Here is an 18,775-nt window from a genome sequence, read left to right as displayed (position 1 = left end):
TTAAAGAAAGAGTTATGAGCAATGCGAATCATATCGACAGGAAGGAATTTAACATCACCGTTTACACGGAGAACCAGATAGGCCTGCTCAACCGCATCGCCATCATTTTCTCCCGGCGAAAGATCAATGTCGACAGCCTGAACACCTCCCCCTCCGAGATAGAGGGAATCCACCGCTTCAGCATCGTAATACACGAAACAGAGGAGGTCGTGTCGAAACTGGCAAAGCAGATAGAGAAACAGGTGGAGGTACTCAAAGTGTACTATAACACGAACGAGGAGGTGATCTGGCAGGAAATGGCCCTGTACAAGGTACCCACAGACGTGATCGCCGAGAAAGCGCTGGTAGAGCGACTGCTCCGTGAGAATGGTGCCCGCGCTGTGGTGATCCGCAAGGACTACACCGTGTTCGAAACAACCGGCCACCGCGAAGAAACGGACAACCTGATCAAGGTGCTGCAGCCTTTTGGGCTGATAGAGTTTGTTCGAAGCGCCCGCATCGCGATTATCAAGCACAGCGAAGGCTTTAACCGAAAGCTGCGTGAGTTTGAGCGAACAGAGCCCGGCCACGAAGTAAGCGAGAACGAGTACCTCAACAGCCGCGACAAAGTTTTTTCAATGTAGATTTTTACGACAGAAGATCTTTGACAAAAGACAAGAGCGCCTTACAAGGGAATCATTCCGCAGCATAAAGCCTCCTACAGTCCTTCGTCTTTTATCTTATGTCCCTTATAAAAGAAATAATTACTAACCTTAAAACGAGCTAAATTAAAATGGCAACTATCAATTTCGGAGGAGTAGACGAAACCGTAATCACCCGTGACGAATTTCCTCTATCAAAAGCGCAGGAAGTACTGAAAGACGAGGTTATCGCCGTAATCGGATACGGTGTGCAAGGCCCCGGACAGGCACTTAATATGCGGGACAATGGATTTAATGTTATAGTTGGCCAGCGCAAAGATTCTCCATCCTGGGACAGAGCCGTAAGCGACGGTTTTGTAGAAGGAGAGACACTTTTTTCTATCGAAGAGGCGGCAGAGCGCGGCACCATCCTGGTGAACCTCCTGTCAGATGCCGGGCAGATTGCTGTATGGCCTACCCTGAAAGAAAGACTAACCCCTGGTAAGACCCTTTACTTCTCCCACGGCTTCGGTATCACTTTTAAAGAGCAAACCAACATAGTGCCTCCGACTGATGTGGATGTGATCCTGGTAGCCCCGAAAGGTAGCGGTACCAGCCTGCGCAGGCTGTTCCTGGCTGGCGGTGGCCTCAACTCTTCGTTTGCCGTGTACCAGGACGCGACTGGGAAGGCTTATGAGAAAGCAATCGCGATGGGCATTGGTGTAGGGTCCGGTTATCTGTTCGAGACAGACTTCAAAAAAGAAGTATACAGTGACCTTACTGGCGAGCGAGGTGTGCTGATGGGTGCCCTGGCAGGAATCATCGAGGCACAGTATCAAGTACTGCGGCAGCGTGGCCACTCCCCTTCTGAGGCGTTTAATGAAACGGTGGAAGAACTGACACAAAGCCTGGTGCCGCTTGTTGGCGAGAATGGTATGGATTGGATGTTCGCCAACTGCTCCGTTACAGCGCAGCGCGGCGCCCTGGACTGGAAAGGCAAGTTTAGGGAAGCAACGCTACCGGTATTGAACGAGCTATATGATAGCGTGGCGTCTGGTAAAGAGGCTGAGCGCACTATCCAAAGAGGTTCTACCCCTGGCTACCGCAAGGACTTGGAAGCAGAACTGAAGGAGCTGCGCGAATCAGAATTATGGCAAACCGGAGCAGTGGTAAGAAAGCTACGCTCCAAGTAAAGGTATAGCAAATGCATAAAGATGTAGTTTCTTTTGATCGCGTAGTGGATCTGGAAAACGTCGAGAAGGCGGCAAAGAACCTAAAGGGCGTTATCTCTAAAACCCCACTGTTACAGAACCTCTCCCTGTCAGAGCAGTACGGCGCAAACATTTACCTGAAGCGGGAAGACCTGCAGATCGTGCGCTCTTATAAGATCAGAGGAGCTTACAACAAGATGTGCACTCTGCCCCGAGAGGAGCAGCCCAACCTGGAGATTGTTTGCTCCAGCGCGGGAAACCATGCACAGGGGGTGGCTTACGCGTGCCAGTTGCTCGGGATCAAGGGCTACATCTTTATGCCTGCTAAAACACCGGCTCAGAAAGTAAACAAAGTGCGCCTGTTTGGGAAGGATAAGGTGGAGGTCGTACTAACCGGCAACACCTATGATGATACTTTCCAGGCTGCCAAAGCTTTTTCAGATGCACACGGGAGCACTTTTATTCCTCCTTTCGATGATATGGCTATCGTGGAGGGACAGGCAACCGTGGGGCTGGAGATCCTCAGAGCTGCGACCTTTCCAATCGATTACCTCTTCATGCCAATTGGAGGCGGAGGACTCGCCTCGGGTGTTTCCAGTGTGTTTAAACAGCTGAGCCCCGACACAAAACTGATCGGCGTACAACCAATGGGCGCCCCGTCTATGTACCGCTCCGTGAAGGAAGGACAGCGCCTGATGTTGGACGAGATCGACAGCTTTGTGGATGGCGCAGCCGTGAAATGCCCAGGGGAACTTACCTTTGAGATTTGCCGCGAACTGCTGGACGATATTCTCCTGATCCCGGAAGGACAGATCTGTGAGGACATTCTGAAGATGTATAACGAGGAGGGAGTTGTATTGGAGCCAGCCGGCACCTTATCCATCTCTGCCTTAAAAAGCTACGCAGAGGAGATTAGAGGGAAAAACGTGGTATGCGTAGTGAGTGGCAGCAACAATGATATCACCCGCATGGAGGATATCAAGGAGCGTGCCATGCGGCACCAGGGACTAAAACATTACTTTATGGTGACGTTCAACCAAAAGCCAGGGGCTCTCCGCACCTTTGTGAATCAGGTGTTGCACCCGGACGATGACATCATCCATTTCCAGTACATCAAGAAAAACAACAAAGAAAAAGGCCCTGTTTTTATCGGTGTCGAGGTAAAGCATCCGCACGATGTGGAAAGCATCAAGCAACGGATGACGGAGGAAGGCTTTGGCTATGAGTACCTGAATGGCAAGCAGGACTTCCTGAACCTGCTCGTATAAAGCACAGATCCCTAATGCCTGCCACAAAACCTTTTCTTTCGCTTCAGAATATTACCGTCCGACACCTGCGCCAGGTGCTGTTCCAAAACCTGAACTTTCAGGTGAATAAGGGGGAGCACTGGGCCCTTGTAGGTGAAAGCGGTTCTGGCAAAAGCAGCCTACTCCAAGCTATCGCAGGTAACTCCCTGGTGGTAAATGGTAGCATAAAGCACTTCTATTTTCAGGATTTTGCAAAAGAGCAGCTATCGAAAAATGTACCGCTCACGCACCGGGACTTCCTGGCACACGTGCAGCAGCGCCACAACTTCCGTAACCTCTCGTCTAACAATACTGAGTTTTATTACCAGCAGCGCTATCATGCCGCTGATGCAGGGGATGCACCGACAGTAACGGCATACTTACAGGCGGTGATGCCTGCTACAGCTTTAGAACAACATTGGACTTATGAAAAGGTAGTACAGACCTTAAAGCTGGCGCCATTGCTCAACAAGGAGCTTATTAAGCTATCGAATGGAGAAACCAAAAGACTGCTAATTGCCGCAGCCCTGCTCAAGAACCCACTCCTGCTCCTGTTAGACGCGCCCCTCACCGGCCTGGACATACAGACACGGGAAGAATTTAACGGCATCATTCGGGAAATCACCGCATCCGGCATCACGGTCATCATGGCCACTACTCCCACAGAAATACCGGAAGCCATCACCCACGTAGCAGAATTGCGACAAGGGAAGATCATCAAAGCAGTACCAAAAAACGCTTACCAGCCAAAGACCAGGGAGTCCATTGCTAGCCCCTCTCTGGATGAAAAGGAATTGCAGGCCTTGCTTGCCGTGCATACTTCTCCTAGCTTCGACACGATCGTGAAGATGGACGAAGTATCGATCCGCTACGGCGATAAACAGGTGTTGGACGAAGTTGACTGGCATATCCAGCAGGGGGAGCGCTGGGCCCTGTTAGGCCATAATGGAGCTGGTAAAACCACGCTGCTCAGCCTGATCAACGGAGATAACCCACAGGCTTTTGCGCAACGCTTAGTGCTTTTCGACAGGAAAAGAGGCAGCGGCGAAACCATCTGGGACATTAAGCGGAACATTGGCTTTGTATCGCCGGAACTGCAGCAATACTTCCCGTACAACAGCACCTGTCTGGAAGTAGTGGAGTCAGGCTTTTATGATACACTGGGGCTCACCCGTAAAAGCGAGCCTAAGAAGGCGGCGTTTGCCTTACATTGGATGCGCCTCTTTAGAATTGAAGCCTTGGCACAAAAGCAGTTTAAACAGGCTTCTGCCAGTGCCCAAAGGCTTTGCCTGCTGGCGCGCGCCCTGATTAAGCACCCGCCCCTGCTCATTCTGGACGAGCCCTGCCAGGGGCTGGACCAAGCCCAGCAGCAAGAGTTAAAGCAAGTGCTCAATACCATCTGCCGCCTAAGCCGGATTACCCTTATTTATGTAACGCACTACCAGGAAGAATTGCCTGAAGCCGTAACCCGTATCTTACAATTAGCACAGGGAAAGATGGTACCAACCCTGTCCCTCTCTCCTGCTCTTTAGGCTTTCGGGTAGCTTCATGTCAGGAGCTTCTCTCTTTCCCGAAGACTAGCTTCTTCATCTTCTACTTTTATCCCACTACCCAGTAAAAACTTACTTTTACTAATTTTAATTATATTATTTATGATATAATTTCTAGTATTTATAGCTTGTAGTCTGTCTTAAGCCACTTGTTCTTATGAAAAAGACTATTATAACCGCTTGCTGTGCAGGGCTCTTAGCCCTTACCCTCCTTCCCGCACAAGCCCAGTTTAATGTTGGTAAGAAAATTCAAAACAAGCTGAACCAGAAGGTAGACCAACAGATTGACAAATCCATTGATGATGCTTTGGAGGGTCCTAAGAAAACCAACACCAAAAAGGACGGCAACGGGGTGGGTAGTGAAGTTGCTACCGCGGATAAAGCAGGCAATGCTGCTAAAACAGGAGACATCAAAGCCTGGACGAAATATGATTTCGTGGCTGGCGACAAGGTCATGTTCGCAGACAACCTGGCAGGGGAGGAAAACGGAGAGTTTCCCTCACGGTGGGACTTGCTGAGCGGCAATGCCGAAATTGCTATGTTCGAAGGAGAGCCAGTGATTAACCTGGTACAAAGCCAGACAGACATCACGCCATTAATGGAGGGGGACGCCTGGCTGCCGGAAACCTTTACCATCGAAATGGACCTCTTCTTTGACAGTGATAATTCGAATGTAGGCTACTATATATACCTTATTCCTGACGGTAAGTACTACAAACAGGAAATCCATGGCGACCTGTGGGACCCGATTGATGTAAGGGCTAATGGTGTACGGTTTAAGGACTATGGGTCCGAATCGACGGAACTAAAGGCTGCTGGCATACAGGGGCAGTGGCGACACGTGGCTATTTCCTTTAACAAGCGTAGCATGAAGGTGTACCTCGACCAGCAGCGCCTGATCAACATACCCAACGTAAACGGCAAACCCAGCGACCTGCGGATAAAGATTGACAAACGCATAGACGCCAACACCATGGTGAAGAACGTAATGATAGCAGAAGGCGGCAAGAAGCTGTACGACCAGATAATGGCAGATGGAAAATTTGTGACCTACGGCATTAAGTTCGACGTGAACAAGGCTAATATTCGTCCGGAGTCAGTTGGCACCCTGAACAGTATTGTGCAGCTGTTGCAAGAGCAGCCAACGCTTAAGTTCAGCATAGAGGGCCATACCGACAGTGATGGCGAGGAGGACAGCAACATCAAGCTTAGCCAGCAGCGGGCAGAAGCCGTGCGGAGCTACCTGGTTGGGCAGGGCATTAAAGATGACCGACTGACTGCCAAGGGCTGGGGCGAGTCGAAACCCATGGACAATAACAACACCAAAGAGGCAAAGGCCAACAACAGAAGAGTCGAGTTCGTGAAGCTGTGACCCTTTGTTGCACATTGTTCCTCTTACAAAATATACTGTACTCCCATGGGCCTACCTGTAGCAGGTAGGCCCTCTTTTTTTTAAAGGCTTATCTGGCGCTATATTCGTCTTCAAAGATGAAACAGCCGAGGCAATATTTTCCAAGATGTACCATACCGTAAAAAGCTTGCAACCGCACAACTCCTATGATTGGGTATGGCAGCAGAAACTTGGCTGGGAGAGGCTTATCCCGGCGGTGCCTATAACAGAACAGTATGCTGATTATAAGTTGCCTGTACCAAGTTTCCGGAGAATGGCAACAACAGAATAGCTTCCCAAGCAATTTACCTGCCTTAAAAGGAAAGGGCCTGCTATAGTTAGCAGGCCCTTTCCTTTATTTTACGAGCTTTCTTTACAGTTTAAACTGCACGGAGGCTTTCAGTCCGAACTTTCTGGCTCCCTCATCCAAATAGGTTAACCTATGGAAGGCATCCACGCGTAGCACCTTAAAAATGTTCTCGATCCCGTAACCCACTTCCACATAAGGCGTGTTACCCAATGCCTTAAACGTTTCCTGTGGAGCACCCGAAGGAGTTACTTCCGGCATCAGATCCAGGTTGCTTTGGCTCAGGCTACCGTAGAGGATGTTTCCGCTGGCCAGTACACGCCACTTCAGCTTTTTAATAAGGGGCAGTCGGTTAAACAACAGGCCCTCGAAATACTGCTCGTAATGCAGGGAAGCGTAGGTATCACTGGCAAACTCAAAGTAGTCCATCAGGTTGTAAGTAGCTTCATAGTAAAAAGGCGTTTCGTTACCGGTATGTACCTCCAGCAGTGGGTAAGGCACCGGAGAAAAAATCTTACCCGCTTCCAGCCTGTAAAGGGCGTTGCCCAGGCGCCCCATCACAAACTCCTGCTCCACGCCCAGGTCTACCCTCTGGTAGTTCACGGTTGCTCCCAGGGTGTTGTTAAGGCCAAGGGTGTACTTCAGGTTCATCACAGGCCAGCTGCCGCTACCCAAGCTGATGCGCTCGTTATCGTTCTCTACAAATACTTCGTTATTTGCAAAGCGCGTCATAAAGCTAAGCTCAGTGGCTGTAAAGGAGCTAGCCACTTTCTCTGGCTGCCCGACACCCTCTGCATAGTATGCAAAATCATACTGCGGATCGAAATGCCGAGTACGCAAGCCAACACGCTCTGTCACACCTCGTAGCAGGTCACGCTGTAGGTACAAACTCATTTCCCGCACCATAATAGGACGGCGCAACTCACCGAAACGGGAGAAACCCATGAAAAAAGGACTTGCTTCCAGCTTCTCTGACATCAGTCCCACCTGCTGCAGGTCCTCCTGGTACTTCAGGCCTACTTCGCTCCAACGCTTACGGCTCAGGATGTAGCGCCCTCCCACGCTATACTTGGTTTCCCGGTCTTCGGTGCCGTAGGCGGCATAGCCCCGCAACTCCAGCTTATCGCTAAAATTTATGTTCGTTTTGCCGCCTACCTGAAAGCGGTGTCCTTCCACGTTATTATTAGCATAGGTATAAGGCCAGGGCCCCCAACTTACACTACCCAAGCTCTTATAGCCCGTTCCTAATACCATGGCCATGTTGGTAAAGCGCTGCACTTTGGGTGTTTCACGGATCGCGTTGATGGTAGCGTATACCTGCTGGTCCGCCACACTCAGGGTATCATGACGGCGCTCCTCCCAGAAGGTATCTGTCTGCTTGCCGGCCCCTGCCATCAGCTCTACCGGCTTATCGAAAAAGTCGGACTGCTGGGGCTGGTTTACGGTAACATCTTTATAAGATGTATGCACCTTTGCCAGTATCCCCGGCCGCTTTGGGGTCAGCCCTACGATCTTGATCCTCACGTCTGTCTTGGAGGGCATCCAGGCACTTTCTCCTACTGGCAACAACTCCTGCTGCAGGGCGATGCTCTCCACAAAGTTGATGTTAGCCGATTTGCTTACTGTCACATCGATCTTACGCAGGGCATAGCTGTCTGCAGTGATCCACATGCGGCCGTTAAAGGCCAAATCTTGCGGGCGTTTCTGCTTGAAGGAGAGCTCATAGCACCAGTCTTCACCAACAAAGGTACTGTCCTCTAGTTCGTAGTGATAGTAACCTTTCCAGCCATCCGCGATGGGGCTGACAAAGTTCTTCTGCAATACGCTTACCCAGTTCTGGTAAAAGTTATAGTCCTGGTAGCTGCTGCCAATCACCTGCGATACCAGCGTGCCATCCTGCAGGCCAATGCCTGTTACCTTGGTGGCTTTAATGTTCTCCTTACTGCGCTTAGGGTCCCGCATATAGTAAAAGTCGGAGAGAGATTCTGAGATAAAGAAGGGGAGAACTTTTCTGCCGTCCTCACCAGCCAGGTACATTTGTGAGTCTACCAGCGAGGTAATGGCCTTCCCTAGCACACCCTTGCCTTTTTGCTGCCCCACGTTGTCCACGTCGAACTGCATTTTGGTATAGGCCTCATACTGGTAAGCAGTCAGCTTGCGCTTATCGTTCGCGTTTTTGTTGTCCATGACCCGGCGCATAACAGGCCAGGCAGGGTTCTCGCCGGGGCGAATCACCACCTCCTGCAATTTCTGCGCATTTGTCCCCAGCTTAAAGTCAATGACCTGCACTGCCACGCCTTTCTTCACGGGCAAGGTCTGCGACAAGTAACCTACAAAAGAGGCTGTCAGCGAATCAGGCGCAGCGGAAAGACGAATATTGTAGGCCCCGTTTTCGTCGGTAGAGGTACCTACCGACGTGTTCTTTACAAAGATGCCCACAAACGGAAGCGCTTCGCCCGTCACGGCATCTGTTACTTGCCCCGTGATGCGAATCTGCGCCTGGGTGGCGCTGGCAACAAGTAAACAAAGTAAAATAGTTAAATATTTTCTCAAAGCTATATTATGAAAGGGCGCGCAAAGGTAAAATGTTTTTCCAAATTCTAAACAAGTTCTTCGTAAAGGCTCCAGCACCTGCCCTTCACCAAATAAAACAGACTTTGGCAAACCCTTACAGCTAAGCTTCAGTACTTTCCAGTTCGTGTTGGCTTGTTTTAACTGTCTGCGGCAGTTCGCCACAAGAACACTTTGAGCAGGTTTATTGTTTAAACATCATAAATCCTTCCGTGGGAGTATTTTTTATTAAAAAGGATTCAGTACAAACAGTGAATAAGAATAAAGAATTAGTCATCATTTTGATACTTGGGGCACTGGCCGCCATTGGCCCTTTCTCCATTGACATGTACCTGCCAGGCTTCCCGGCCATTGCCGCTGACCTGCATACCGATATTGCCCATGTAGGCCTCTCTCTGACAAGTTACTTTATCGGCATCTCGGTGGGGCAACTGGTTTACGGACCTTTAATTGACCGTTTCGGACGCCGGAGGCCTCTGCTCTTCGGGCTGCTGCTCTACATGGCTGCGGCGGCATTCTGTGCCTTTGCTCCCACTATTCATTGGCTTATCGGCCTCAGGCTGCTGCTGGCCTTGGGGGGCTGTGTGGGCATGGTGGCGAGCCGGGCCGTGGTGCGGGACCTCTTCCCGCCCAGCGAAACAGCCCGTGTGTTTTCCACGCTACTGCTCGTGATGGGCGTTGCCCCTATCGTGGCGCCCACCATCGGCGGCTACGTAACGGCGCTTCTGGGCTGGCGCTTTATTTTTGCCGTGCTCTTTGGTATCTCCGTGTTGGTATTCTTTGCCGTGTTGCGCTACCTGCCCGAGAGTAAGCCGGAGGACAAGAGCATATCGCTACACCCTGCCAACATCACAAAAAAGTTCTGGACGGTCTTAAAAGATCAAACCTTTAGGAGTTATGCCATAGCCGGCAGCTTTGGTTCAGCGGGTATGTTCGCCTACATTACCGGCTCCCCTTATGTGTATATGGAGATACTAGGCTTTACGGAACAGCAGTACGGGTGGCTGTTTGGGCTAAATGCGTTTGGCCTGATTGCTGCAAGCCAGTTTAACAGGGTATTGTTAAAAAGGCGGAGCAGTGCCGATATTACCCTTTTAGCCGGTACACTACAGTTCCTGACAGGGCTTTTACTGATCCTGAGTAGCGCCTTTGGGCTGATTCCACTGTCGGCTGTGCTGGTACTAATCTTTAGTTATCTGGTGTGGCAGGGCTTTATATTCCCCAATGCTACGGCCCTGGCACTGGAGCCCTTCACCACCCATGCCGGTAGCGCCTCTGCCCTGATCGGGAGCATGCAGATGGTAGTGGGTGCGGTTGCCTCAGGTCTGGTTAGCTATTTTCATGATGGCACGGCAGTTCCTATGGCAGCGATCATGGCTGTATGTACCTCCATTGCCTTTGTCGCACTGCTAGGGGCCAAGATAAACCCCAGGGTGGCACCTGCCGTTTCCTAATGCCGCTTTGGCAAGAGGAAAGCTTATGAAACAGTTCAGAACTGAGGTCTTTCTTCTCTGTCGGCTCAGCAAAGAGGGCCCTTGCCTAAGGCCCAAGGGCGCTTCGCCTGAAAACTTAATGCCTGATTTACGTTAGAAGTGTTAACAATAAAATGAATAGGCGTCCATGATGATAAAACCGTGGCAAGTAATACTTGTACTTCTTTTACTAACCTTTACTGGCTGTGCCAGAAAGAACTTCTTCGCTGAAACACCCGTGGTAGACCCAACAGTTTATGCTAAACTGCAAGAGTCGCCGGAAGGCATAGACAGCGTAGTGGTAAAAGCGGGCAAGCACTACAAGCGCGGATGGTTGCATCGCCTGTTCTGGGGCCAGCACAACCGCCCCATATGGGCGAGCCCCGTAAAAGTACCCGTGTTTGATATGGATACCGTGCAAGGAGGCTTGGAGATTGAAGAACTTGGCGGGGGCTTTCAAACAACCAGCCTCACACTGGTAGGAAAAGACGGCTTTACCTATGCCCTCCGCTCTATTGATAAAGATCCCAGGGAGGTGCTACCAAAAGGCTTGCGGAAAACCTTTATGACCAATGTGCTCCGCGACCAAATCTCTGCTATTAACCCCTATGGGGCTTTTGTCATTCCCCCGCTAGCGGAAGCAGCAGGGATCTATCATAGCAATCCGCGGCTCGTGTATGTACGCCCCAACGATACAGACTTTGGCGAGTACACCGATACCTTCAGTGATAACTTGTTCATGCTTGAGGAAAAGTTTGATGACGAGCACACCATCACGCCGATGCTTGGAAACGCTGTGGATATTGATGGTTCAGGAACCGTACTTGAGAACCGCTTTAGTGAGAACGACCATTTTATAGACGAAACAGCTTTTGCCAAGGCCCGCCTCCTGGACATCCTGGTAAACGATTGGGACCGCCATGAGGGGCAGTGGGAATGGGCCGTATATGAAGAAGACGGAGAGAAGATTTACCGCCCAATCCCCGAAGACCGTGATAATGTCTTTTACCGGGGGCAGGACGGCATTATCCCCTGGCTGCTTACCCGCAACTGGGGAATCCGCAAGTTTGAGTCTTTTGACAAGGAGATCAATGACGTAAAGGCCCTGACGGTTAACTCGGAGTTCATAGACAAACGTGCCCTGTCGCAGGTAACACGGCAACAGTTCGACTCCCTGGCTAAAGAACTTCAGGTTGCCCTCACAGATGAGGTCATAGACCGGGCCGTGCGCCAATTCCCGGACTCCGTTTACAACCTGATCGGCGAGCGTACAGAGCGCAGCCTGATCAGCCGGCGGGACATGCTGGATGAAGCGGCGGCCAAATTTTATGAGATACTGGCGAAGGAAGTGCTGGTGGTTGGCACAAACCAGGAGGACAAGTTTGAGGTGAAACGCCTGGATGATGAGCGGACCGAGGTTGTGGTGCGCCGACAATCGGACGACAAAGTATACTACCGGCGCACTTTTTACCGACCAGAAACGGAGCTAATCACTTTGCGCGGACTGGCTGGGGAAGATGAGTTTGAGATAAGCGGGGATGTGCAACGGGGAATAAAAGTAGAGGTGTATGGGGGGCGTGGCGAAGACGAGATAAAAGACACGTCCCGTGTAAGACGCGGAGGCAAGAAGACCTGGGTGTATGACACGAAGCGGGGCACAGAACTAGAGAAGAGTCGCGAAACAAAAGACAAACGCACGAACGATATACGCGTGCACGCCTTTGACTGGGAAGGCTTTTAGAACTAGTACCCCCAAAAAGAAGCTTACTCTTATTTCCCTCATTTTCTTTACTATAAAGCCCCGGATGCTGTGCCGTTCCTGATGCATCCTCCCGTCCAGAGTTTCTGTGGCCGGCTTTTTTGTTGCAAGCAAATCCTCCTACTTCCATGTTTAAACAATAACGATTGGCAGGAAAGGAACAATTGTGTTAGTTTTACTTCAAATAAAAATAACACAACCCGCAGCTCCATTCGCAGCTGGCGTTTTGATCACGCTGCCTGCTGTGGCTTCACCCACACCTGCCTTTTATGAAACAAATTGTACTCCCTTTACTGGCTTGTCTGCAAGCAGGCCAGGTACTTGCCCAAACCCTGGAATACCCTGCTACACGCCAGACCGCTGTGGTAGACACCTTCTATCAAAAGAACATAATCACAGATAATTACCGCTGGCTCGAAGACCTACGCAGCATCGAAACGAACAAGTGGGTAGAGTCGCAAAACAGCGTGTCGAAGAAGTTCCTCGCGAAGGCATCCAATAAGACAAACGCCTTCCTGGGTTTCGATAAATACAGCTACGTCCGGACGACCAACAACTTCGTGAAAGACGGCAACTATTATTTCCGGTATTACTACTATAACACCACTGGCTCCTCAGGGCTCTACTACAAAAGTACCATGAGTGACAATCCCACTCTGGACAACGTATCGCCGCTCGTGGACCCTAAAGATATTTCTGCCACTGACCGCATCAACCTGAAGGGCTATAAGGTATCCCAAAGCTCTGATTTACTGGCGTACCAGTTCAGCCGCAACGGCAGTGACTGGGCGGAGATCAAGGTTGTGGAGCTAAAAAGCGGACGGCATCGCCCGGACCATCTGCGCTTTGTGAAGTTCTCGAATATCGCATGGAAAGGGAACGGCTTCTTTTACGCCGCTTACCCCAAGGCTGGCGAAGGGCAGAAAGTGTACTACCACGAGCTGGGCACCGAGCAAACACAGGACAAGCTCATCTTTGAGCGCAACAGTGCCTACTACATGTTTGATTTCAGCACCACAGCAGATGGCCGCTACTTTGTGCTTCGGGAAGAGCACCAGGTAACAGGCACGGAAAGCACCTTTATCATCGACTATAGCAGCGAAACCCCTGTCCTGAAGCCACTGCTTGCGAACCTTGCGTTCACGTTTAAGGTGCAGAACAGCCGTAACGGCAAACTTCTCGCCTACACCACGCACAACGCCCCCAATGGACGTTTGGTAGAGGTAGACCCGGCCAACCCGTTTAACTGGCGGGAAATTATACCGCAGTTCTCCAAGGCACTGCTTACAGAAACGTACCTGATGGAGGACCGGATAGTGGCAACCTTTCTGGTAAAGGGGCATCCACTGCTCACCGTGTTCGACTATACCGGCAAAATGCTGTATAACCTGGAGCTGCCTGTGGCAACGTCTGTGCACAATTTCTCCGGTGCCCCGAATAAAGACGAGGTGTATTACCGCTACAATGCGTATACCTTCCCATCTGTCGTATACAAGTTCAACACGAAGACTTTTGAGCGAACGCTTACTGAACGCACCACCGTGTCTTATGACATCGACAACTTTGAATATAAGGAGGTCGAGTATCCGGGTAAAGACGGCACGCTGATCCCGATGACGCTTATATATGAGAAAGGGCTCCGGCTCGAAGGCGGCAATCCGACCCTCCTGAAGGCCTACGGTGGCTTTGGAGTAATCAGCACACCGCACTTTGACCCGGGCATTATTCACTTCGTGAAAAAAGGGGGCGTATTTGCCTTTGCATCTATCCGGGGCGGTGGCGAACTGGGCCAGGAGTGGGCCAGGCAGGGTCGCGGGGCCAATAAGCAAACCTCCTTTGATGATTTCAACGCTGCCGCAGAGTACCTTATTCAGGCGGGCTATACCAATCCGGCCAGGTTGGCGGCAACAGGGGCCTCAAACGGCGGCCTGGTGGTGGCCGCCGCTGCCATCCAGCGCCCGGACCTGTACAAAGCAGTAGTTCCCGTAGCGGCTCCACTGGACATGTTGCGCTTTGAGAAATTCACGGTAGGGGCCCTGCACGTAGATGAGTACGGTACAACGCAGGACAGCCTCAGTTTTCAGAAGCTCCGGGAGTACTCGCCATTGCATAATATAAAGCCAACGGTAAATTACCCGGCCATGCTGCTGATGGCATCTTCTAACGATGACCGGGTGCCCCCCTTCCACTCTTATAAGTTCGTGGCCGCGCTGCAAAACCGTCCGGCGCAAAAGAACCCGGTCATTCTGAGAACTGAGCAGGACGCCGGGCATTACGGGGCCACAGGACTTTATTCCATGGTACGTGAGGAGGCAGACCTTTATGCCTTTGTGATGCAGCTTCTCTCAGAGGATCAGTAAAAAGTGTTTCGGGTACCTGAACCTGCTAAGCCAAGGCTAAGGCGTAAAGGTTATCCATGCACGCCATGTACTAGCTTCAGCACAAGCGCAAGGACTTCTTCTGCGCGCTGAGTTCGATAATTATAAAAGCCCCGCTTCCAGAGGCACTGATGCCAAAGAAAGCGGGGCTTTTGTATACCTTAATCCCGTCACTAACTATTGCTTATGCAATACGGTTGCTGAGGCCTGTGCAGTGGGTAACACGAGCACCTCTGCCAGGTTAACGTGGGCCGGGCGGGTAACGATAAAGCTGATCAATTCGGCAATGTCCTGTGCCTGCAGGGCTTCAAATCCCTGGTACACGCTGGCCGCACGTACTTTGTCTCCTTTAAAGCGTACTTCCGAAAACTCTGTTTCCACCAAGCCCGGGTTCACCTCCGATACTCTGATTCCTTCCTGTACCAGGTCGATACGCATGCCTTTCGAAAGGGCGTCCACAGCATGCTTTGAGCCGCAATACACGTTCCCGTTCGGGTACACCTCTTTGCCTGCAATGGAGCCTATGTTCACGATGTGGCCTTTTTTCTGCGGCAACATCAGCGGCAAAACGGCTTTGGTTACGTAGAGCAGGCCTTTCACATTTATATCGATCATCGCATCCCAGTCATCCAGTGCCCCCTCCTGTATCGGGGCAAGGCCATGGGCATTACCGGCATTGTTTACCAACACCTCTACCTGCCGCCAGGCTTCAGGCAAGGAGTCTATGGCCTCCTGCACAGCTTCCTTATCCCGAACGTCGAACACCAGGGGATAGACCGGCACGCTTAACTGCTGCTGTAAGGCCTCCAGGCGTTCTGCCCGGCGACCTGTGGCAATGATACGGTAGCCTTTTTCTGCCAGTTCCACAGCCGTTGCCCAGCCGATACCAGAGGTAGCCCCGGTAATGAGTGCGATTTTCGTCATAGTTTATTCAAAGAAAAAGATGAGTGAAACGTTGTGGTTGGTCAGCTTCTGGATATAGTTGCTATACTCTTCGCCAGTTGGCTTGTGCTGGTCAAACAATCCGTGGGAGAAGCGCAGCTCTGGTGCAAATTTGAAATAGGGATAGAAGACGTCCAGGCCGATACCGTACTCCAGCGCTATGTCAAAAGTCTCCACACGCAGTTCCTTGTTATCTCCCGCGTCGTTTTTGGCTTTCCCCAGATCAATGCCCGGCTTTACCCCTGCCACCAGGTACGGCCGCAGGTTAGAGCGTCGCTTGGCTCTGTATTTTAACAGGAAGGGCAGTTCGATAACCGTAGAGTTGATGCTTTGGTCCTCATCCATGCGCTCCCCTGAATCCTGAAGGGCGTTCGCGAACTCTATTTTCCTGTTATAGAAACCTACCCCGGGCACAAAGCGGGCATCCAGGTACTGGGCCAGGCGCACGTTTAGCACCAGGCCGGTATAAAACCCAACGCTTGTTTTCGTGTTCACGTCAACGTGCGGTGTTGTAGCGTTCTGCTGGTCTACATAGGCCTTGGAGTGTTGCAGGTTATATTTGGTAAAGGGTACAGCCAGGTAAAACCCATAGTGTACGGGTCTTTCGTCATAACCAGGCTTGTTCATGGTCATGATCTTCTCCTGCGCCTCTGCCGTGGTACCAGCAAACAGCAACAATGCCAGCAAATTGATAAGAACTATTTCTTTCCTATATAGATGGAGCTTATTCCAAATGTGAGTGAATGCCATTTCGTGCTTCTAAATCCTACTTTTTGATAAATATTAAGAAAACTCTGCCCATCCGGAAAGGCCTGGACGGACTCAGGCAGATAAGTATAGGCAGCATTATCTTTAGAAACGATCTTCCCTACCACCGGTAGTATATTCTTAAAATAAAATTGATAAAGCTGCTTCATCGGGAAGCTGCGCGGCTTCGAGAATTCCAGCACGACGGCAGTGCCGCCCGGCTTCAGGACCCGGTACATGTCCGCCAGCCCCTTCTCCAGGTTCTCGAAGTTGCGTACTCCGAAAGCTACTGTTATGGCATCAAAGGAATTGTCTTCAAACGGCAGGTTTTCAGAATCCCCATACTTCAACTCAATCTTGTCTGTCAGGCCTTTCTTGGCAAGCTTCTCGCGTCCCACCGCCAACATACCCTCCGAGATGTCCACTCCTACAATTTTCTCGGGCTTAAGACGCAGGGTTTCGATCGCAAAGTCGGCGGTGCCGGTAGCAATGTCCAGCACGAACTTAGGCTTTTCTGGAGCAAGCAGGCTAACAGCCTTCTTTCTCCAGATAATATCGATGCCAGCACTGAGAAAGTGGTTCAGGAAGTCGTACTTGCCCGCGATGTTGTTAAACATCGTAGCCACCTGCGATTTCTTGTTCTCGTTCTGGTCTTTGTAAGGTACTACCGCCATGGGTTAAGGTATAAGGTGTTAGGCCGGCAAAAATACTCTTCCTAAAACTATAATTCACGGATTATGTTCCGAAATATAAAAAAAGCAGGCTGGGCGAATACCCAGCCTGCTCTCCGGCGTACCGTTTCTGTGGCTACAAGCGCTTAGTCAGCGCTATACTTATCAAGCCTTCCCCTTTGCTGGATGGCACCTTCAGCTCTTCTCTACAGTTAGCAACGGCTCCAACACCAGTGCAGGGCACCTCACAAGACTCGCCGCATTCCCTTAGTCAACATAAAAGTTTTGGGTAAGAGTCGTGGCTTCGTCCAGCACCAGGGGCACTTCAAACTCTTGTTCACCTATTAGCTTCCCATCTTTCAAAAACTGCACCTGATACTTTCTGCCAGAAAGCAAGTCGACCTTATAGTTGGCCAGAGAGGCATCGGACACGCTGCGGTAGGAAATAGGGTGCTTATTCGCCTGCATGCCGTTAAAGACAAGTTCAACTTCAGGCATACTGGTGCCATCAGCCTTAGACAGCACCTGCCCGCTCACGTTTACGTTTCGAATATAGTTGATCCTATAAATGTCCGTTTCACCAAAGCCTCCAAGACGATAAGACGTCAAATAAGCGTAACTACCATCTGGTGCCAAGCGGTAGTACGTGTCCTCGTCAGGGGTATTGATGGGCGCCCCCAGGTTCTCGGGAACCGTCCATTTGTTCGCCACAGGATCAAACTTTGCGACAAAAATATCATAGCCACCCATGGAGTTATGGCCCCGGGAGGCAAAATAGAGCGAGCCGTCCCGGGCAAGAAAAGGGCTATCATCATCATAAGGGGTATTAATAGTTTCGCCTACACTTATTGGCGAACCCCAGTTGCCTTTCTCATCCTTCTTGACCATGTAAATGTCCAGGTCCCCGTTTTTGGAGTAGTGACTGGTAGAATAAAGAAGTGTCTGCCCATCGGGGGTAATAAAAGCGTCCGCCTCAAAGTCCCGGGTGTTCACTTGGTCACTTATGCTCCTTGGTTTTCCCCAGCTACCACCAGCCCCCCGCTCTGATACCAGGATATCGCCGTTGTTCTCGGACCGGTACATCAACAGTTTGGTATCATTATCAAAAAGTTGAATGGAAGCGTCATGAACCGAGCTGTTTAGCTCGCCGGCAACTACGCTTGGTTTGTCCCACTCCCCCTCAGACGTCCGCTTTGTCTCAAAGATATCCTCAAAGTATTCTCCATCTCTGGCTTCCTGGTTTCCTGTTGCTTTCTCACTTCTGGAAGTATAAAGCAGGTAATTATCATCTAATGAAATAGCAGGGCTGTGCTCGGAATAGAGCGTGTTAACAGCCTCTCCAAGATTCTTCACAAATACATCTTTAGGGTTAGCTACTTCCTGCTTTGCATTCTTTGCATTCTGAATGAGGCGCTTGACCTCCTCATGCCGTTCTGCATATCGCTTTGGCAGCTCCTCCTGGTACTCCTGGAAGTGCTCAATGGCGGTATCGAAATGGTAGTTAATCAGGTTTACGCGGCCTAACCAGTAATCCAAGTCCCTGTCAAAGTCCGGCTCTAGCTTCTGTACGCGGTACAGGTAATCAGCGGCTTTCTCTTTATCAAACGTTAGATAGCTAACCCCAGCAGGATACAGTACTTTAACATTGGCAGGTTCTTTAGCAAGCGCTTTCTCATAGTAGGAAGCGGCTTCCCTGTAGTTCCCTCTCTCAAAAAACCTGTTTCCCTTCCTGAGCAGCTTTCTAGTGCTCTGAGCTAGTGCTGTACTTACTAACAGGCAACTCAGTACCAGCAGGGTCGCATATCGGATAGTATGTTTGGTTTCTAAACGCATAGCTAAGTCTTCAATATCTCAGGGTTGGGTACAGCTTG

The 18,775-nt window shown here is 50.7% G+C and carries 13 protein-coding genes; 8 read left to right on the top strand and 5 right to left on the bottom strand.

The features are described from left to right. Positions 1 to 14: 14 nt before the first annotated feature. The 5 genes from ilvN (at position 15) to CHB92_RS08425 (ending at position 6,039) form a co-directional block, all read left to right on the top strand. Positions 15 to 623 carry an acetolactate synthase small subunit gene (gene ilvN, locus CHB92_RS08445; protein ID WP_089318754.1) on the top strand — a complete coding sequence of 203 codons (609 nt, stop codon included), beginning with the start codon at positions 15 to 17 and terminating at the stop codon, positions 621 to 623. A 149-nt stretch (positions 624 to 772) separates the two neighbouring features. Continuing rightward, a complete protein-coding gene (ilvC, locus tag CHB92_RS08440; protein ID WP_089318753.1) occupies positions 773 to 1,813 on the top strand; it encodes a ketol-acid reductoisomerase in 1,041 nt (346 codons plus the stop codon). 11 nt (positions 1,814 to 1,824) lie between these two features. Further along, positions 1,825 to 3,099, top strand: a complete 1,275-nt coding sequence (gene ilvA / locus CHB92_RS08435; protein ID WP_089318752.1) for a threonine ammonia-lyase IlvA — start codon at positions 1,825 to 1,827, stop codon at positions 3,097 to 3,099. Between the two features lie 14 nt (positions 3,100 to 3,113). After that, positions 3,114 to 4,649, top strand: a complete 1,536-nt coding sequence (locus CHB92_RS08430) for an ATP-binding cassette domain-containing protein (protein ID WP_089318751.1) — start codon at positions 3,114 to 3,116, stop codon at positions 4,647 to 4,649. A 175-nt stretch (positions 4,650 to 4,824) separates the two neighbouring features. Further along, on the top strand, positions 4,825 to 6,039 hold the full coding sequence (locus tag CHB92_RS08425) for an OmpA family protein (protein ID WP_089318750.1): 1,215 nt from the start codon (positions 4,825 to 4,827) through the stop codon (positions 6,037 to 6,039). A 391-nt stretch (positions 6,040 to 6,430) separates the two neighbouring features. On the opposite strand, the gene CHB92_RS08420 is transcribed toward CHB92_RS08425, so the two are convergent. Continuing rightward, entirely contained in the window at positions 6,431 to 8,917 is a 2,487-nt protein-coding gene (locus CHB92_RS08420) for a DUF5686 and carboxypeptidase-like regulatory domain-containing protein (RefSeq protein WP_179222991.1), read from the bottom strand. A 269-nt stretch (positions 8,918 to 9,186) separates the two neighbouring features. Between CHB92_RS08420 and CHB92_RS08415 the strand changes: the two genes are divergently transcribed. The 3 genes from CHB92_RS08415 (at position 9,187) to CHB92_RS08405 (ending at position 14,526) form a co-directional block, all read left to right on the top strand. Further along, positions 9,187 to 10,389, top strand: a complete 1,203-nt coding sequence (locus tag CHB92_RS08415) for a multidrug effflux MFS transporter (RefSeq protein ID WP_089318896.1) — start codon at positions 9,187 to 9,189, stop codon at positions 10,387 to 10,389. A 166-nt stretch (positions 10,390 to 10,555) separates the two neighbouring features. After that, positions 10,556 to 12,148, top strand: a complete 1,593-nt coding sequence (locus CHB92_RS08410) for a hypothetical protein (RefSeq protein WP_089318748.1) — start codon at positions 10,556 to 10,558, stop codon at positions 12,146 to 12,148. Between the two features lie 287 nt (positions 12,149 to 12,435). Next, positions 12,436 to 14,526 carry a prolyl oligopeptidase family serine peptidase gene (locus CHB92_RS08405; RefSeq protein WP_089318747.1) on the top strand — a complete coding sequence of 697 codons (2,091 nt, stop codon included), beginning with the start codon at positions 12,436 to 12,438 and terminating at the stop codon, positions 14,524 to 14,526. A gap of 195 nt (positions 14,527 to 14,721) precedes the next feature. Here CHB92_RS08405 and CHB92_RS08400 read toward each other — a convergent pair whose 3' ends face one another. The 4 genes from CHB92_RS08400 to CHB92_RS08385 form a co-directional block, all read right to left on the bottom strand. Continuing rightward, the gene (locus CHB92_RS08400) at positions 14,722 to 15,468 is read right to left on the bottom strand and encodes an SDR family NAD(P)-dependent oxidoreductase (RefSeq protein ID WP_089318746.1); all 747 of its coding nucleotides are present in this window, start codon (positions 15,466 to 15,468) and stop codon (positions 14,722 to 14,724) included. A gap of 3 nt (positions 15,469 to 15,471) precedes the next feature. Beyond that, positions 15,472 to 16,173: a type IX secretion/gliding motility protein PorT/SprT gene (porT, locus tag CHB92_RS08395; protein WP_245842391.1), complete on the bottom strand. Its 702-nt coding sequence runs from the start codon at positions 16,171 to 16,173 to the stop codon at positions 15,472 to 15,474. 11 nt (positions 16,174 to 16,184) lie between these two features. Beyond that, on the bottom strand, positions 16,185 to 16,907 hold the full coding sequence (gene ubiE / locus CHB92_RS08390; protein ID WP_089318744.1) for a bifunctional demethylmenaquinone methyltransferase/2-methoxy-6-polyprenyl-1,4-benzoquinol methylase UbiE: 723 nt from the start codon (positions 16,905 to 16,907) through the stop codon (positions 16,185 to 16,187). A 264-nt stretch (positions 16,908 to 17,171) separates the two neighbouring features. Further along, positions 17,172 to 18,737 carry a tetratricopeptide repeat protein gene (locus CHB92_RS08385; protein WP_089318743.1) on the bottom strand — a complete coding sequence of 522 codons (1,566 nt, stop codon included), beginning with the start codon at positions 18,735 to 18,737 and terminating at the stop codon, positions 17,172 to 17,174. Between the last annotated feature and the right edge of the window lie 38 nt (positions 18,738 to 18,775).

It is taken from the genome of Pontibacter ummariensis, assembly GCF_900188175.1.
GTDB classification, from domain to species: Bacteria; Bacteroidota; Bacteroidia; order Cytophagales; family Hymenobacteraceae; genus Pontibacter; species Pontibacter ummariensis.
This window is presented reverse-complemented; position numbering and strand designations above follow the sequence as displayed.